General features: G+C 29.2%; 18 protein-coding genes and 1 pseudogene. 1 reads left to right on the top strand and 18 read right to left on the bottom strand.

Translation table 11 applies throughout. The annotated features are described in order from the left end of the window. Positions 1 to 78 precede the first annotated feature (78 nt). Positions 79 to 1,044: a helix-turn-helix domain-containing protein gene (locus P3X86_RS03445; RefSeq protein ID WP_483291229.1), complete on the top strand. Its 966-nt coding sequence runs from the start codon at positions 79 to 81 to the stop codon at positions 1,042 to 1,044. A 197-nt stretch (positions 1,045 to 1,241) separates the two neighbouring features. Here the strand turns inward: P3X86_RS03445 and P3X86_RS03440 are convergent, their stop codons facing one another. The 18 genes and pseudogenes from P3X86_RS03440 to P3X86_RS03355 form a co-directional block, all read right to left on the bottom strand. Further along, a complete protein-coding gene (locus P3X86_RS03440) occupies positions 1,242 to 2,546 on the bottom strand; it encodes an APC family permease (protein WP_483291228.1) in 1,305 nt (434 codons plus the stop codon). Positions 2,547 to 2,673: 127 nt separating this feature from the next. Beyond that, positions 2,674 to 3,411, bottom strand: a complete 738-nt coding sequence (locus P3X86_RS03435) for a gamma-glutamyl-gamma-aminobutyrate hydrolase family protein (protein WP_483291227.1) — start codon at positions 3,409 to 3,411, stop codon at positions 2,674 to 2,676. A gap of 295 nt (positions 3,412 to 3,706) precedes the next feature. Continuing rightward, entirely contained in the window at positions 3,707 to 5,743 is a 2,037-nt protein-coding gene (locus P3X86_RS03430) for a sigma-54 interaction domain-containing protein (protein ID WP_483291226.1), read from the bottom strand. A 187-nt stretch (positions 5,744 to 5,930) separates the two neighbouring features. Beyond that, positions 5,931 to 7,217, bottom strand: a complete 1,287-nt coding sequence (locus P3X86_RS03425; protein WP_483291225.1) for an L-cysteine desulfidase family protein — start codon at positions 7,215 to 7,217, stop codon at positions 5,931 to 5,933. 69 nt (positions 7,218 to 7,286) lie between these two features. Beyond that, positions 7,287 to 8,015, bottom strand: coding sequence for a hypothetical protein (locus P3X86_RS03420; RefSeq protein WP_483291224.1), 729 nt, complete (start codon positions 8,013 to 8,015; stop codon positions 7,287 to 7,289). Between the two features lie 149 nt (positions 8,016 to 8,164). After that, positions 8,165 to 8,740 carry a TetR/AcrR family transcriptional regulator gene (locus P3X86_RS03415; RefSeq protein ID WP_483291223.1) on the bottom strand — a complete coding sequence of 192 codons (576 nt, stop codon included), beginning with the start codon at positions 8,738 to 8,740 and terminating at the stop codon, positions 8,165 to 8,167. 67 nt (positions 8,741 to 8,807) lie between these two features. Then, positions 8,808 to 9,374 carry a tRNA 5-(aminomethyl)-2-thiouridylate-methyltransferase MnmM gene (gene mnmM, locus P3X86_RS03410; protein ID WP_483291222.1) on the bottom strand — a complete coding sequence of 189 codons (567 nt, stop codon included), beginning with the start codon at positions 9,372 to 9,374 and terminating at the stop codon, positions 8,808 to 8,810. A gap of 1 nt (position 9,375) precedes the next feature. Beyond that, positions 9,376 to 9,771, bottom strand: coding sequence for a GNAT family N-acetyltransferase (locus tag P3X86_RS03405; protein ID WP_483291221.1), 396 nt, complete (start codon positions 9,769 to 9,771; stop codon positions 9,376 to 9,378). A 12-nt stretch (positions 9,772 to 9,783) separates the two neighbouring features. After that, the gene (locus P3X86_RS03400; RefSeq protein ID WP_483291220.1) at positions 9,784 to 10,491 is read right to left on the bottom strand and encodes a pseudouridine synthase; all 708 of its coding nucleotides are present in this window, start codon (positions 10,489 to 10,491) and stop codon (positions 9,784 to 9,786) included. Positions 10,492 to 10,812: 321 nt separating this feature from the next. After that, positions 10,813 to 11,598 (bottom strand): alpha/beta fold hydrolase, encoded by a 786-nt coding sequence (locus P3X86_RS03395; RefSeq protein ID WP_483291219.1) that lies wholly within the window; start codon positions 11,596 to 11,598, stop codon positions 10,813 to 10,815. Between the two features lie 36 nt (positions 11,599 to 11,634). After that, the gene (locus P3X86_RS03390; protein ID WP_483291218.1) at positions 11,635 to 12,012 is read right to left on the bottom strand and encodes a MerR family transcriptional regulator; all 378 of its coding nucleotides are present in this window, start codon (positions 12,010 to 12,012) and stop codon (positions 11,635 to 11,637) included. A 278-nt stretch (positions 12,013 to 12,290) separates the two neighbouring features. Then, positions 12,291 to 12,416 carry a hypothetical protein gene (locus P3X86_RS03385; protein WP_483291217.1) on the bottom strand — a complete coding sequence of 42 codons (126 nt, stop codon included), beginning with the start codon at positions 12,414 to 12,416 and terminating at the stop codon, positions 12,291 to 12,293. Between the two features lie 251 nt (positions 12,417 to 12,667). After that, positions 12,668 to 12,796: a hypothetical protein gene (locus P3X86_RS03380; protein WP_483291216.1), complete on the bottom strand. Its 129-nt coding sequence runs from the start codon at positions 12,794 to 12,796 to the stop codon at positions 12,668 to 12,670. Positions 12,797 to 12,929: 133 nt separating this feature from the next. Continuing rightward, a complete protein-coding gene (locus P3X86_RS03375; protein WP_483291215.1) occupies positions 12,930 to 13,076 on the bottom strand; it encodes a hypothetical protein in 147 nt (48 codons plus the stop codon). 629 nt (positions 13,077 to 13,705) lie between these two features. Continuing rightward, on the bottom strand, positions 13,706 to 14,116 hold the full coding sequence (locus tag P3X86_RS03370) for a hypothetical protein (protein WP_483291214.1): 411 nt from the start codon (positions 14,114 to 14,116) through the stop codon (positions 13,706 to 13,708). A 22-nt stretch (positions 14,117 to 14,138) separates the two neighbouring features. Next, entirely contained in the window at positions 14,139 to 14,576 is a 438-nt protein-coding gene (locus P3X86_RS03365; RefSeq protein ID WP_483291213.1) for a stalk domain-containing protein, read from the bottom strand. Between the two features lie 334 nt (positions 14,577 to 14,910). Then, positions 14,911 to 15,048, bottom strand: coding sequence for a hypothetical protein (locus P3X86_RS03360; protein ID WP_483291212.1), 138 nt, complete (start codon positions 15,046 to 15,048; stop codon positions 14,911 to 14,913). Between the two features lie 237 nt (positions 15,049 to 15,285). Beyond that, positions 15,286 to 16,536 (bottom strand): annotated as a pseudogene (locus tag P3X86_RS03355) (FAD-dependent oxidoreductase); the annotation flags it as partial. Positions 16,537 to 16,558: the final 22 nt, after the last annotated feature.

Below are 16,558 nucleotides of genomic sequence, written 5' to 3'. Positions count from 1 at the left end.
AAACTTCGATTTTATTTAAATGTGGATAACCGCCAAAACATTCTGGACAATTGCCATAATATATTGTGAGGTAAGTAAATGCAGACATTTATTGATAGAGTATATAAAACTTTTTTAAGAGACAATGGATATCATCATATTAAGAATAATATGCCGGGCTATAACTTTAGCCTTGATAAAGACTTAGGAAAAGGACATTATTGGATATATTCAGTTAATAATTGTTTTGCTGTTACATCAAACACTGCACAATACAAGACAGCTTACACATCTAATAACTACACTCCTGAATGTATTGGTATTGGATACTACACTGCTTCAAATCCTAAAGGCTGGTATGGTAGCAGCATAGAATCTAAGCGTCAAAGTATAGCGCTTTATGTATGTGAAACAACTGTGGAATTACAAGTCGTTCCAGGAGATTATATAGCTTCAAAAAACATTGTTATCTTACCAGAATATTACCACAAACGTATCGAACCACTTACTGGTTTAGGTATTGAAGAGTTTGCTAACATAATGACTAACATTTTGACTCCATGGAATGAACCACCTGAATTTACCCAGTTAATTAATAGTATTTCTTCTCTTTTATATGGTAGTAATTATATAGATTTTATATTAGAAAATAAGATTTTAGGAATTATTGAAACTATTCTCACTCATCAAGAATCTTTGAATCTTGATGACTCAAAAGTACAAGCAAATATAGCTGACTTGAATAAATTACAGCTTGTTAGAGCACATATAGATAAACACTTTAACGAAAATATAACCATTGATGAATTAGTTCAATTAGCATGTATGAGTAGAAGTAAACTCCATCAACTTTTTAAAGAAAAAGAAGGAATTACTATAACATATTATATACAACAACAGAGAACTAATTCTGCAAAAAAACTACTGGTAACAACAGACCAATCACTTAGTCTAGTTGCAGAGCAAGTAGGCTATACATGTCATAGTAGTTTTTCTAAAGTATTCAAATCAATAGTAGGAATGACGCCAAGTCAGTTTAGGAAGGCTTTCTTTTTTAATCAGTGAGGTTGTAAATGTTACATATTTTCTTAAGTATCAAGGAATTAATTATTCAATTTTGATAGCTTATCTTTTTGAGTGAACCTTTTGGATATTAATCATGTGTTGCTACTAACTTACACTAAATATCATCATAGCTATACATCAGAAAAGTGTAGCTTGATATAAGCTACACTTTGAGATATGCTATAATTTTGTATATATTAATTAATTCTATGATTTTTTACACTTTTCATAATAAAGTAGATAGGTACTCCTACTACTAATCCTCCAAGTCCCCAAATGATTTTACTTGGATCTGCCATACCTGCTTTGAATAGTAACCATACACTAACTGATACAGCAAGTACAGGAACTATTGGACCTCCCGGAATTTTGAAGTTAACTTCTTTACCTGCAAATTTCTTTCTAAATACTAATACTGCGATACAGGTTGGTATATATTGTATAAATCTTGTTATAACGCTTATTTTTAATAACGTAGTAAATGTACCAGACCATGCAAAGAAACATGAACCTATAACTGTAATTATGATTGCAACATATGGAGCGTCAAATTTGTTTTTTCTTGCTATAAATTTAGGTAGGTATCCTTTTTCTGCTAAAGCTATTCCTGCTCTAGGTGCTGTAAATGAAGCTGCTATATTTATACCACCTACAGATATAACTGTACCAATTGTGATTATATAAGCTCCAAGTGATCCTAGCATTGCTTCTGCTGCATCTGCAACTGGAGTTGTTGCTCCGTGAAGTTTCCCACCTAAAACACCTATACTAATTGCTAATATTAAGAAATATACTATAGATACTATTCCCATAACCATTACTATAGCTCTTGGAAGGTTTTTCTTTGCATTTATCATATCTCTAGCAGGCATTGCTATAGATTCAAATCCTGTAAATGCATAGAATAATGAAATAGATGCTGCTACAAAAGCTGTTGTAGTTGTTTGTCCCTCTGGTATTATTTTAAATGGAGTAAAGTTTCCGCCCTTTATAAAAAATACACCTATTGCTATGAAGAAAATAAGAGGAACTAATTTTCCGACAGTTATAACATTGTTTAGTATCTTTGATCCTTTAACTCCGAGGATGTTAACGATTCCAAGACCAATTATTACTATACTGATGACTATGTTCTTAGGCAACCCACTTCCAACTGATGGCCAAATCTTTGATAATGTAACGGCAAAAAAGTTAGCCATTGCTGACCATGCTATAATACTTATAGCCCATTTCATAAAACCAACTTCAAAACCTACAAAATCACCAAATGCTTCTTTTGCATATAGATATGGACCACCATCTTCGTCGAACCAGCTTCCGGCTTCTGCAAAACAAAGAGCAATAGATATGGCTAAACCCATACAAAATATAAGTACCATCATACTTGCTGGTCCCATTTTAGCATATGCACTACCTGGGAGTCCAAATATTCCTGAACCAATAATAGAGTTAATTCCTAATAGGACTATACTCCAAAAACCTAATTTCACTTTTTTGTCCATTCTTAATCCTCCTAGTATATTATGTTTTATATTCAAATGCTAATTAACGATATTTTTTTATAAAACCTTTTATGAATAAAATTATTATTTCTTAAAATACTCAAACTTATTAATTAGCATTCAAAGTCTATTTTTTTTTTGATTCTTCAATTAGCTTTTCAAACAGTTTTGACATTGTAGGGTAATCTTTTGTCATCATTTCAGGATGGAACTGCACACCTACTACGAAATGGTCACCGTCTTTTTCTATAGCTTCAATAACACCATCATTTGATGTTGCTGATACAATAAATCCAGGGGCTACATCTTTAACTGCTAAATGATGAAAACTATTTGTAATAACCTTTTCCCCTAAGATATCATACAGCTTCGTTCCTTTAACTATATTGACAGTATGTGTTGGTATGTTAGACAGATGACCTTGATTGTGCTTTATATAACATCCATCTATTAATGATAAATCTTGATGGATTGTCCCGCCTTCGGCTACATTTATTATTTGTTCTCCTCTACAGATACCAAGAATAGGCTTTTTAAGTTCAATAGCTATTTTATAAAGTGTAGTATCAAAAGTATCTCTCTTAGGAAGTATTGCTCCTAGTTTTTGTGATGGTTCTTCTCCCCAAAGCAAAGGATTAGCGTCATGTCCCCCAGAAAGAATCAAAGCATCTATGTTTTCTAGTTGCATTCTAATAATTTCTTCATCATAAACTAGTGGTATTATATAAGGTACTCCTCCAGCTCTAACTACTGATTGAACATAGTCATCGTTTACATATGCTCTTTCGTATCCTGGAAACATACCTCCTTCATCTACTATTAAGCTTCCTGATATTCCTATTATTTGTTTTTTTTCATTCTCCATTTAAAAGCCTCCCATTTTTTCTTACACTAATATATAAGCAAAAGGTATGCCAAAAACCGAGATATAAGAGAATTTTTCATTGAGTTTAATTTGTTATAAAAGCAAAGTATAGTTAAACAGACTATCTTTGTTAATTTATTGTCTATGTTAAATAACCATAATTTTAATAAAAATAAATTGAAGTACAAAAAGATTTGTACGGTATGAATAAGACAAGAAATTAATAGGTCAAATAGGATATATAACAAACCTAATAACTAACCTATTAATCTAAACATATAAAAAATCAGACAATCTAAATAGTGTCTGACATTTTATTATCTATATATGTTAAAAATCTTTTTCCTTTATCGGTTATTGAACTTCCTTTTCTTCCAATGTTAGAAGATACTAAGCCAATATCGTTTAATATAGACAGTATCTTTCTGACTTCACCTTCTGTGACGGATGCATCAATTTCTTTGAAGGCTTTAGTTATATTATTTCTCCCAACTGCTTTATTAGCATTGTTGAAACTTTTTATGATCTCTATGACGTTGATTGCTTTATTGGTACATTTTCTACTATCTAAAACTTGTAGCTCGTAATCAAAGTTTTCATTTATATTTAGCAAGTAAAACGGTAAATCTTTCATTGTCACTATATTATTTTCACACATAGTAGAAATATAAGCAGCGACGTTTTTGAGTTCTCTTATATTGCCGGGCCAATCGTAGCTAAAAAGAGTGACTCTAGCTTCATCGCATATTTCATACTTTTCTTTTAAGAAATGTATTAAAAACAAAATGATATCTTTTTTTCTTTGTCTTAAAGGAGGTATATTTATAGGAAGTACATTCAATCTATAAAATAAATCTGCTCTGAATTCACCTGCATTTATTCTATGAGTTAAGTTCCTATTGGTAGCTGCAATAATTCGTACATCTATGTCCATAACTTTATCTGAACCGATTCTCATAACCTGTTTTTCTTGAAGAACTCTTAGTAATTTAGTTTGTAGATGAATTGGCATATCACCGATTTCATCTAAAAATATACTACCATTATTGGCTTGTTCAAATAGTCCTTTTTTACCTTCTTTTAAGGCACCTGTAAAAGCACCACCTTTATATCCAAAAAGTTCACTTTCTAAGAGATTTTCAGGCATAGCTGCACAGTTAACAGCTATGAAAGGTTGATTACATCTATTTGATGCATTGTGTATTGATTGAGCAAAGACTTCTTTTCCTGTCCCACTTTCTCCTGTTATCAAAACTGTAAGCTCTGATTTAGATATCTTGCTTGCGAGTTTTATACTTTGATTCATGTTATCTGATACAGTCTTGATATCATCAAATGTGTATCTAGCTATTTGACCTTTTTCTCTGAGCTTTTTACTTAGATTCTGTTCCATTTGTTTAATATAAGTGATTTCTTGAATATTAAAATACATGCCTGTTTTTTGTCCAAAGTTCACAATAGTTTTTTTGTTTACATTTATATACTTGTTCTCAAATTCAAAAACTTCATCTATTAAATCTTCTTTGTAGATTAATTTTTCTAGTCCTTCTTTGAATAAATCTTTTATGTTTTGGCCTACCATATCTTGCTTTATATCAAATATCCTTAGTAGACTTTTATTGTGAACTGTTATAACTCCATCTTCTGAAGCAAGCATGATTCCGTTTTTTGATAGATTTATAACGGTGTCTAATTCTTCGTTTTTAATATATAATTCCTTATATTTGTTTTTGACTCCACTATCTATGCTGACAACTTGGTCCGAATAAATTATTAACCGTTTACTGATTTCTTTATTGTCTATACTTAGCTTATTGATGATCTTTATAAACGTAGATATATCAATACATCTATGACCAACATCTATAATTTCTTCTATAAAGGATGGTACTTTTTCACATTCGCTAGGAGTTACTGCTATCTTTATATTTGAATAGATATTGTTTTCATTGTATGGTATTAAGTTTAAATGGTTTACTCCAAGTTGGTAAAGTAATGATACCATGTCAAGCGTAGTGTGCATATTATCGTTTACTACAAGTATATCCATATTTCTTGGAAGTGAAAAAATTTTATAGATTTCTTTTTCTTTTATAGTTCTATTTATCACAACCACTTTTTTACTGTCTAAAACGTGTTTTTGAACTCTTAGAGCTCTCTCTTCTATCATTACAAGCACTACATCATCTTTTATCATATCTCCTTCTTTTAAATCTTTAAAGTAATAACTATTTATATTAATATAGCCTTTGAAAACAAGCTCTAAATTTCCCTTCAGGAAGCTTTCTAATCTAGTGTTTATACCATCTGTAACTACAGCTATACTTTTCATCTAAAGTCTCCTTTATATGTATTTTGATTATTTATGATTAAAGCATTTTTTTATAGTATAAATTAATAACAAGCTATGTGCAAGGTGAGGTCTTTAATAACATTAATGTATATAAGTATTATACACATAAAAAAACTGTACTATTAAATTAATAAAGCACAGTTTTTCATTATATATTTTTTTCTTATTATTTGGATACCATTATATCTAATATCATTTTATCAGTTTCCATCATACCACTAGAACCAATTTTTGCGATGTTTCTAATAGTTTTTTCTACACACTTATCTATAATACCATCCATATTAGATATCTCTATACCTTTCATAGCTAATATGGATGATTGTACTGCTGCACTTACACCTGTTGATACTTTTAAAGCACAGCCTGTTTTTGCACCATCACATATCATACCTGAGATATTACCTATCATATTTTTGATAGAGTATTTAATATTTTCAAGCTTACCACCCATAAGATATGTTATACCACAGCTTGCACCTGCTGATGCTACTACGCATCCACATAGAGCTGATAATCTTCCTAGATATGCTTTTATATGGATGGCTACTAGGTTTGCCATTACTAGCGCTCTTGCTAATTCTTCTTCTGTTGCGTTTAGTTTTTCGGATACGGCTACTACTGGGAGTATAACAGTTATCCCTTGATTACCACTACCAGAGTTACTCATAACGCTTTTCATGCAACCAGCCATTCTAGCATCTGATGCAGCAGATGTCATGGCCATAGCGTAACTTTGAATATCATCCGAAAGTATACCTTCCTTAATACTTTGGCTTAGACTCTTACCTACCATCAAGCCATATTCTCCACTTAATCCTTCGTTAGATATTTCTTTATTTAATTTAGCTCCTTCTAGAATAAATTTAATATCTTTAAAATCAACATTCATAGCAAATTCATAGATACCTTTTACTGAAAGTTCTATCAGCTCGTCTGTTTTGTCTATTTCTATATCACATTCAGAGTCTTTTCTTTTATATAATATATTATCATTTAGCTGAACTAAAACAATATTTGAGTGAATATCCTTAATCACAACCCTAGAAGTATCATTCCCATTTAAACAAATTGCTTCTATATATAACTTGTTAGGCACTTCTTTTACTTTAACTTCAACTCTTTTTTCAGCTAGAGATTTTTTAGCATTGGCTATATCTTCACTTGTAACATCCTTTAGTACTTCAAGCTTAGCATTTGCATTACCTCCAGTTGCTCCTAAAGCTGACGCAATATCTAAACCGACCATTCCTGTTCCTGGTATACCTACACCCATACCGTTTTTATATATATTTGGACTTACATATACTTCTACTCTTTCAACATCTTTACCTAAAGTATCTTTAGCTTTAGCTACAGCAAGTGCAACAGCTATAGGCTCGGTACATCCAAGAGCTGGAACAACCTCTTTTTTTAATATGTCAATATATCTTTTTAAATCTACACAACCCAAAACAATTCCTCCTAGCATATAATCTGTATTATCTTTTATATACTAGCAATTTTTATGCCAAGTTAGGGATTATTTGAGTTTTATATTAGAATTATTGTTACAATTTTTAATAGTACATTTATAGAATTCTATAGTTCCATTGTTTTGTGATGTACTATTTATTGTGAAATTATCAATAGATGAGTGCCTAATAAAATAGTTGAGCATTTTATACTTATTTGCATATATCATAATTTCTTTACCTGTTAAGTCTCTTAGATTTGCGCTGTAAGTTTTTTTTGCATCTGTAGTAATTATTTTTATTTTTTGTAGCTTACATTCTCTTATGTTTATATTTTCATTTTCAAACGTACTACCGTCAGCGATAAAACTTTCTCTGATGGATAGATTTTCTCCAATACTTAAAGAATTATTAAGCATATTGCATTTTCTGAGAACTATATCCTTACCTTCAATTGTTAGGATATTACATCCATAAGCTTTAATTAATTTACCATTTACAACTAATGAAATATTTCTAGGTACGTTGAGTTCAAAGTCATATACACCAATTTCTTTATATAGTCTTTTAAAATTAAATAGTTGCCATAAAGATACTTGCTTTTTATTTGTTGAAAGAGTACATTCTATAGTATTATTTTTAGCACTTATAGAATATTTCCTTTTTTGAGATATCAATAAATCATCAGGGATAATTTCTATATAATTATTATCCCAAGCATTCAATTTGATTTTCATGTTTTTAAAGCCCAATAGCAAAGGCCTAGTAACATCAATATCATATTTGTGTGATTTCATATAAAGCCCTCCATTTATATAAATACTTATTACAACAACAATCACAATAACAAAAAAAATAGTTAATAGTAATTTTTTTAACATATTTACCCCCCGTGACTTTGAATGAATAAAATAATATTCATTCATATTGACTTAAAAAAAATACTTTAAGTTTTTAATTTTTCGGCAATAGATTCAATAATAAAATTAAGTAATTGAGGAAAATGATCTTTGCCAATATCTTCTTTATGAGCGTAAACATAAAAGATTGAATTAATAAGAGCTATAAACATATAAAAGTCTATGTCTTTTATTTTGCCCTCTGATTTACCTTTTTCTAAAAATGGATTAAATAATTCATAACAATATTCAAAGTGTTTTTGGTCAACTTCTGGTTTTATTTTCTTTATTATTTTGTTGAACTGCTCTCTATCGAAAAATACTTTTAATATAGGATTTGTATCCATAAAACTAATCATATTATGTAATATTTTAATGATATTTTTTATTGGATCCTCATTGTGGTCTATTAGTAAAGATAATTTTTTTTGCATTATTTTGTTTTCTTCTAAATATATAGATAGAAATAACTCTTCTTTAGAAGAAAAATATTTATAAAAGCTACCAGTAGCTATCCCTGTTTTTTTAGTTATATCACTTATACTTGTTTTCTTGTAACCATTTAAAGAAAATAGTTCTTTTCCTATCTTGGCTATTTGGTTTTGTATATCTATTAATATCACCACCTTTATGAATGAATATTATTTTATTCATTCATATTATAACATCTATGTTTCACAATGTAAATAGTTACTTTCTTTTTTCTATAACAATGAGTATAGGAGGATTATTTGCTTGATTAATGAAATCCATTTTTACTATATTATATTCTTTCTGAGGCAAACTGCTCAAATAGTCCTCTACAGCTTTTTTTTCCTCTATTCCTCCATTGTGACCATAATAAATAGATATAGTAACGATACCATTTGCATTTAACTTATTGAGACATAGTTCAAGTGCTTTGATAGTGGAGGAAGGCTTAGTGACTATTGTATGATCACCTGAAGGGAGATAACCTAGATTAAATACTGCAAAGTCTATATTGCTTTCTATGTATGTATCTATGTTTTCATGTGTATCGTTTATTAACACAACAGTGTCTAAAAGATTATGAGTTAAAAGCTTTTCTCTTGTTTTTTCTATTGCTACTATTTGTATGTCAAATGAATATACTTTCCCTTGATCTTTGACTAGCTTTGCTAATTGCAGTGTATCATTGCCATTGCCCATAGTTGCATCTACAACTAGACTATTTGGTTTTATATTATTAGACATTACTAGTTTAGCTATAGATGTTGCATTATTGAACTTTTCCATGTTATTTGTCCCCACATTTTGTTTTTGTAAAAAAACTATTTATATCACACAGATTATCCTCATCACAGTTAAAAAAACCTTCTTTAATCAAAAATTCACTTTTGTTATCACAGTATATTTTTATTAGCCCTTTGCTTAATGCATAGTTAAGAGATGCTCTTAAAAGGCCATCTCCTATTCTATTTCCTCTATATTCTTTTATGATATATATTTTTTCTAGGATAGCTAGTTCATCCTGTATATTTATGATACATGTTCCTAATAATCTATTATTTTCTTTTATTATATAAACTATATCTTTTTTGCTTGAATCCATGTTTTGGTTTAACTCTGCTTTGTAAAATTCATCTATTTGTTTAAATTCACTGTTATTTTTTGCTAATTTGCTGATTATCATATTAACACCTCTTTATAATTGCTCTAAATATCTAAGTTCTTTATCTGTTAAAAAGCGCCATTCGCCTAGTTCTAAGTTACCAATATGAATATCACCAACGCTTATTCTCTTAAGTTTTTTTACTGGATGATTTATTGCTTCGCACATTTTTCTAACTTGTCTATTTCTACCTTCTTTGATTTGGATTTCTAATACTGAATTCTTTTCTTTTGTTTCTATAATTTTAATTTTAGCTTTAGATGTTGTATAATTGTCTATTTTCAAACCGGTTTTGAATTTTTTCATTTCTTGCTCTGTAGGTATTCCTTTGACTTTTGCTATGTATTTTTTCCAGATGTTATGCTTTGGATGAGTAAGTTTGTAAGTGAGCTGCCCATCATTTGTAAGTAATAATAAACCAGATGTATTGTAATCTAGTCTTCCAACTGGATATATTCTTTTTTCTATCAAATCAATCAAATCAAGAACTGTTGGTCTATCAAATTGGTCTGAAGCACTAGTTATATATTTTTCTGGTTTATTCAGCATTATATAAACTTTTTCCTCGTATATAATGTCCTTATTATTTACTGATACCTTGTCTGTTTGAGGATTTATTTTTGTCCCTAGTGTGGTTACAGTTTCTCCATTTACTTTTACTTTGCCATCTATTATCAATTGTTCACTCTTTCTTCTTGAAGCTATACCACAAAGAGCTAAATATTTTTGTAATCTCATCATTAGTTTATCACCTCTAAATTATTTATATAGTTATATTATCTACAATACAGCTAAGATTTATTTTTTACGTATTTTATCTGTTAGAGTTTTACCTATATAAAAAGCTAAACTAAATGCAATTCCTAAGATTACAGCGTTTATAATTAATGTTTTCATATATAATCCTCCCATAAATAAATACCATTAATAGCATATCATTTTTTTTATTTTTAGTACATAGTATTTATAGATTTTAGGTAAAAACGCAAAGAAACTGTCTCAACAAAACTTGAAACAGCTTATATATCAATAAAAGTAGATAATCTTAATATTAATACAATACTAAATATCTAATTCTTTAAATAATATATCATAAAATTTATCTTTTGCTTGTCTTTCTATCCAAGGAGTATGACCACAGTTTTTTAACTCATAAAACCTAAAATTCTTGATTATTTTAGTCAAGGAATCTCTAATACCTTCAATAGGATGAGAGTCATAATCTCCATGTATTGCAACTACTTCACAATTGATGTTTTCTCCCATTAGATACATTTCACCACTTTTTCTTAATGCATGAGCTTCTGACCATACTTTAGAAAATATTTCATAACTTAGGATATGGTCTTCTTGATTAATTTCAATGGCATCATATGAATCTAATTTCTCCATTAATGCTCCAAATTTTCCAAATATGGCGTCCATATCATCATTTTTATTCGGATTGGAAAACTTACTTCTTAGAATTGATAAATCTTCTCTATCTTGGGGAGACAATTTTTCTTCTCTAGATTTACATAAGTCTGGAAAGAATTTTTCTTCAACTGCTCCACTTGCTACCATTATTACTTTATTTACGAGATGGTCATAACGAGCTGTAAACATATAGATTAACATTGATCCCCATGAATGACCAATTAGTGTGATAGGTGAATCTGTATTTTTTTCAATGATTTCTTTTAGCTCTTGAATCTGCCCCTCTACAGACATTGCAGTTTGAAGAGGTTCAAGTATACCAATTTTTTGAGATAGCTCTAAAGCAACTGGTTTCATGCTCCCAGCAGCTCCTGGACCACCATGTATAACAGCAACTTTAAAAGGTTTATCTCCGTATTTTCTCAAGTTCATATTATCATCTCCTAAGTTTTATATGATGCTATACTGCTATTTTTGTATGCTATCTTCCTGTTCTCTAATTTTTTTCTCATAGAATGCAATCTTTTTATCTAAAAATGAAATACTTTCCTGCAATTCTTGTAATTCGTTTGCTAGTTTTTCACGGCATCTTTTTGTTACGGCTAAACGTTCTCTAAAATCCTCATTTTTAGTATAGTAAAGATTTGCATATTCCATTATCTCAGATAGAGTTAATCTTGAATTTTTCATAGCCGACAAAAATGCAATCCATTTCAAGTCGTCATCTGAATAGTCACGTAATCCTTGCTCATCACGTTTAATATCTCGTATTGCATTTTGTTTTTCATAATATCTCAACGCAGAAATTGATATGCCTGATATTTTAGATACTTCACTTATTTTCATCTTTTCCTCCTAAAATTATAATACAGCCTAAAGTATGGTTTAGGTCAAGTATTTAATAGTTAGATATTTTTGTATCTTTTATTTTATTTGTACAGCTTTTTACAGTCGATAAAAATTATTATATTATATTTTTTGTTATTATCATTGGTGAATTTAATTAGTTGATATTATCTATATGATATCATATAGTGTATAAACTATTTTAAAAAAGCACCTCACATTTGATTAAATGTGAGGTGCTTAATATTAACTCGAATTATTATAATTGCTATATCTAATTATCCCATATAAACATGTATTTGGTCATTCTTAAAATCCTTATAACCATCAGTACAATGACAATTACAAGAAAGATTAACCAATAAAGTTGACTGTTGCGTTGGTGTTTTCTTTAAAGTTTTCATGATATCCCCTCCTCGTGTGTTATATGTTATAATTTATACATTCTATAAATATACAAAAAAACCTTTATAATCCATATTAAGAATTTGTAATATTTTATCAATGATTTGTATATTATTGCCTTTTTTATAGTATAATTTGAACTTAGTTTTTTGGTAGTAGAAACTGCATAGGAGGGTGTAATTTTCAATGATTAATACGATGTTTTATTGTTAATGATTTAGTTTTATTATGCTAATTAATTGTTTACGACTTATGAATTAAAACTAATATATATTTGATTATTTTTAAAATCTTTGTAACCATCAGTACAATTACAATTGCAGGACGAACAAATTAATAAAGTTGAATGAAGTTTTAAGCTTTTCTTTAAAGATTTCATACTGTACCTCCTTTCTTATTTAGTAGTTGTTATTTCTATAGTACTGATTATGAAATGTATAATTGTTAATACACTAAAACCTTGTACATGACAATAATCCCCCAATCTAGTATTGAGAGATTATTATACTTGTTTAGCTATTCCCCCAATTATAATTGGTCAATGCGTTTCGACCTTGTCTGAACTCAAAGATTTCACCTTTACAATCACAACTACAACGACATATGGTATAAATATCTATTGTACCATTTTTTACACATTGTTTTTTTAAAGTTTTCATATAACAAACCTCCTTTTGGAATTATATGTAAATATATAATTCGATAGAGGTTTGTTGATTTCCTTTATTTAACAAAAAATATTCATTTTTTTCTTGAGTCATTGTATAAATTCTATAGTGTTCTTCCACATATTACTTTTATAGCGGTTTCATTGCTACTTTATTTGTTACATTTAGCTAATTGATTACAGGTCATTTATTATTTGCAACTCCTACTCTGCCAGTAATAACTATTATCTGTAACATAACTAACATAGAGCTGAGCTATTTAAAATTTTACAGCTACTTCTACCGTTGGACACATTGGATAAGTGCTTTTTTTATACTTTAAGAATTTTTTTAATTTCATACTTTTCCTCCTATTTTAAATTTTTATTATGTCATTACCTCTATTTAAATATCTGATTATAGAGTTCGACATAATTACATCACTTCCTTTATTTTACATTTATTATATAATTTTAATAACGTAAAGAAGTTATAAACTGAGTGTTAAAATAACTAGTAATTTCCTATAGCTATAAACTACTTTTTAATTTTATAGAGACTATTGATAGTTATAAAAAAGAGCTGTAAGAAAAATATCTCAAGCTCTTTTAGTTTTAGATATAATAAACCCAGGTTAATTTTTAGTGAGTAAAATATTTTATTGTTCCATCATAGTACATTCTATTATATGAAGGAGTTATTAAGTATCGTAATTCATCGTTTTGAAGATATTTAGGAGAACTTAATGTTACATAGCCGCCATTTGACGTCAGTCTGTCTGTTGCTGTAGCAATGGTTTTGAAAATCCATTTACCCGAAGATGGATCATAGTCTTTAACCTGCATTTCTACTTTTACTACATCACCAACTCTTCCAGTAATTCTAAGAGTAAGATAAGGCATACCAGACGTTTTTACTACAGGCGTAATATACGCATTATGAAATGTACTGCTTCCTGAGAATTTTAATGTGTGCCAAGTACCTGCAAAACAAACTGTACTTAAAACTAAAATTACCAATGTTACTACTACAATTTTACTAGTTTTTCTCATTAAATCACCTCTTCTAATTAGATTATATTAAAACAATAACATTAATACCAAATATTGTCAATATAGACTTGCCGAATAATTGATTAATACTAGGTATCCATAAAATATAATCTAATATAAATCTACCTATGTTTGTCTCATTATTATAGCTGATAAAAGAACCTGTAGATTGTGCTAGAAATCTTGCTCGTAACATGAATCTACCATTTATTACTCTTGCTGGTGTATCCATTTCCATATGGTCACCATTGAGATATAATATATTGCTATCTTCTGTAACTTTAATATCAGCTTCTAATGGTTGTAGCGTACAAAAACCACCCCCATAGTTTTTATCTACTCCTTTTACACCTATATCTTTTGTATTAAACTTAATAAGTTCCCATAAAAACAACTCTGTTATTGGCTTATGGAATTGTTCTTTGTATTTACATGCTATTACTGATAAGTTAAGTTTCAATTTATTAATCTCGATAATAATCTAGTGAGTATGGTATAGTTTAGGGTTCTTGACGTTGTTATAGTAAGTGCTACTATAATAACAATTATCTATAAATTCACTAATATCATATATACATCCCTTTTTGTACTACATTATATAAATTCAAATTATTGCTCTATAATAATCATTTGGTTGGTTTATGGCTAAGAAAATAATAACCCTTGCGAGTTATTATAATCTTTTAGGATGTACTTAATTATCTTTATAACTACAAATTTTTTTATTGTTATATCTTTTTCAATACACTAAGATTTGTATTTTCTCCTATTTATTTGCGCTATACTTGTAGATATTATTTATGATACCAATAGGAAGCTTTTGTGTCATACTGGAATGTTTCGTCATCATTAACTCTAGGACAAAGACCACAAGCGCACAAATAAAGCATTAATGGTGTACCTATATCTATTTTCTTCTTTAGATTTTTCATAAAATTCCTCCTCTCTTATTTATTTTATAAATTAATTATGTATATATTTACCATATTCTATATATATAAGGAAATCCCTTTATCTTTTGGATAATAAAAATTTCTATATCTACTTCTATCACATCTATATAATAGTTTTTTTGACTTTTAGTATGATACTGTTTTTAAATTGACATTAAATTCTATGAAGTAAACAAAACAAATCCCCTAATATCCTTTGGATATTGGGGATTAAAATCACATCAACTTAGTATCATATATATTATTCAAGTTTATTTTCTCGATTTTGTTTTTTATTTCTTCTTTATCTATAGTGTAAAGTCCAAGTTCTTTCATTCTCTCAAAATATAGAGAACCAGAGAATGTGAATCGTTTTTTCTTACCGTCTTCAGTTTGGATCTGCTCGTTTGAATATGCTATTATGTCACCGCTAGCTATATTTCGAGGTAACTCTAAAAGTGGCATACCCAGATATAGCCTTACACTATTATGTCCTGCTAGTGAGCCAGTTACTATAGCTTCTGTATGTCCTACAAACAAACCAGATTTTTCACCAGCACATAAAAGGTTATCTACTCCTATTACCTTCATTGAATTACTTCTTGGTGCTATTGAAAGATATCTCACTGAGTTGCCTATACTTCCTGCGTATGGATCAATATATCTTGCATTTTCTAGTCCTTTTATTCTTCTGAGTTTATTAAGTGGATAAAATGGAGTCATTAGTTTTGCATGACCTGTATCTAAGAGTATGATATTTTCTGCAAAATCTTTCAAAGCATATTGCTGACATACTTTTAATTTTAACTTATCAAGTTTTATATCATCTTTTGGTATGGATATTACAACTAGGCCATCTTTATCTAATTTTTCTCTTATTTCATCGCTTAGTGAATCTTTACTTAATTTACATGACCCACTAAATGCACCGTATGACCCATCACCTCTTTGACCTAAAATATCTTCAATTCCTGCTTTACTGCTGATACTTACTCGTGGTCCAAAAGAAGGACATCTTAATATACACATTGAGCAACCATTTCCATATTTGAGGCAATTGCCCATTGGGCCTGTTGATCCTGTCGTTTCAATAAATATATCTCCATCTACGATAGTATCATCAGATAATACTATGCTAGTTATTTTATTACAATCTTTGATAACATTAGTAGCTCTTTTCATGAGTTGTATGTTAATTCCCATATCTTTTAGCAGCCTTCTGATTTCTGGCTCTATAACTGTTACATCATATAATGAAGCATGTTTGTGACCAGGAAAATCAATATCCACATGTCTTGAGACTCTATCTGTTATATTAAAAAGCTCTCTAGCACCAAGGAATATACTCTCTTCAGATGCTGTGTATCTTCCGTTGTTTCTCATGATACCTCCAACATTACCTAACCCTAAGAGCATATCTGTTCTTTCAATTATTGTCACATCTCCACCAGCTTTTTTTGCACAAATAGCAGCTGCACATACAGCCCAGTGTAAATAACATCACTATAAT

This window comes from Abyssisolibacter sp. ZYX002 (assembly GCF_056892235.1).
The sequence above is the reverse complement of the archived record's forward strand: the minus strand, read 5'-3'. Positions and strand labels throughout refer to the sequence as shown.

Coding starts and splice junctions, on each gene's coding strand:
- P3X86_RS03440 (WP_483291228.1), bottom strand. CDS start 2,546: ATGGACAAAAAAGTGAAATTAGGTTTTTGGAGTATAGTCCTATTAGGA.
- P3X86_RS03360 (WP_483291212.1), bottom strand. CDS start 15,048: ATGAAAAATCTAAAGAAGAAAATAGATATAGGTACACCATTAATGCTT.
- P3X86_RS03370 (WP_483291214.1), bottom strand. CDS start 14,116: ATGAGAAAAACTAGTAAAATTGTAGTAGTAACATTGGTAATTTTAGTT.
- P3X86_RS03405 (WP_483291221.1), bottom strand. CDS start 9,771: ATGATAATCAGCAAATTAGCAAAAAATAACAGTGAATTTAAACAAATA.
- P3X86_RS03385 (WP_483291217.1), bottom strand. CDS start 12,416: ATGAAAACTTTAAAGAAAACACCAACGCAACAGTCAACTTTATTGGTT.
- P3X86_RS03395 (WP_483291219.1), bottom strand. CDS start 11,598: ATGAACTTGAGAAAATACGGAGATAAACCTTTTAAAGTTGCTGTTATA.
- mnmM (WP_483291222.1), bottom strand. CDS start 9,374: ATGGAAAAGTTCAATAATGCAACATCTATAGCTAAACTAGTAATGTCT.
- P3X86_RS03435 (WP_483291227.1), bottom strand. CDS start 3,411: ATGGAGAATGAAAAAAAACAAATAATAGGAATATCAGGAAGCTTAATA.
- P3X86_RS03380 (WP_483291216.1), bottom strand. CDS start 12,796: ATGAAATCTTTAAAGAAAAGCTTAAAACTTCATTCAACTTTATTAATT.
- P3X86_RS03430 (WP_483291226.1), bottom strand. CDS start 5,743: ATGAAAAGTATAGCTGTAGTTACAGATGGTATAAACACTAGATTAGAA.
- P3X86_RS03390 (WP_483291218.1), bottom strand. CDS start 12,012: ATGAAAATAAGTGAAGTATCTAAAATATCAGGCATATCAATTTCTGCG.
- P3X86_RS03400 (WP_483291220.1), bottom strand. CDS start 10,491: ATGATGAGATTACAAAAATATTTAGCTCTTTGTGGTATAGCTTCAAGA.
- P3X86_RS03420 (WP_483291224.1), bottom strand. CDS start 8,015: ATGAAATCACACAAATATGATATTGATGTTACTAGGCCTTTGCTATTG.
- P3X86_RS03445 (WP_483291229.1), top strand. CDS start 79: ATGCAGACATTTATTGATAGAGTATATAAAACTTTTTTAAGAGACAAT.
- P3X86_RS03375 (WP_483291215.1), bottom strand. CDS start 13,076: ATGAAAACTTTAAAAAAACAATGTGTAAAAAATGGTACAATAGATATT.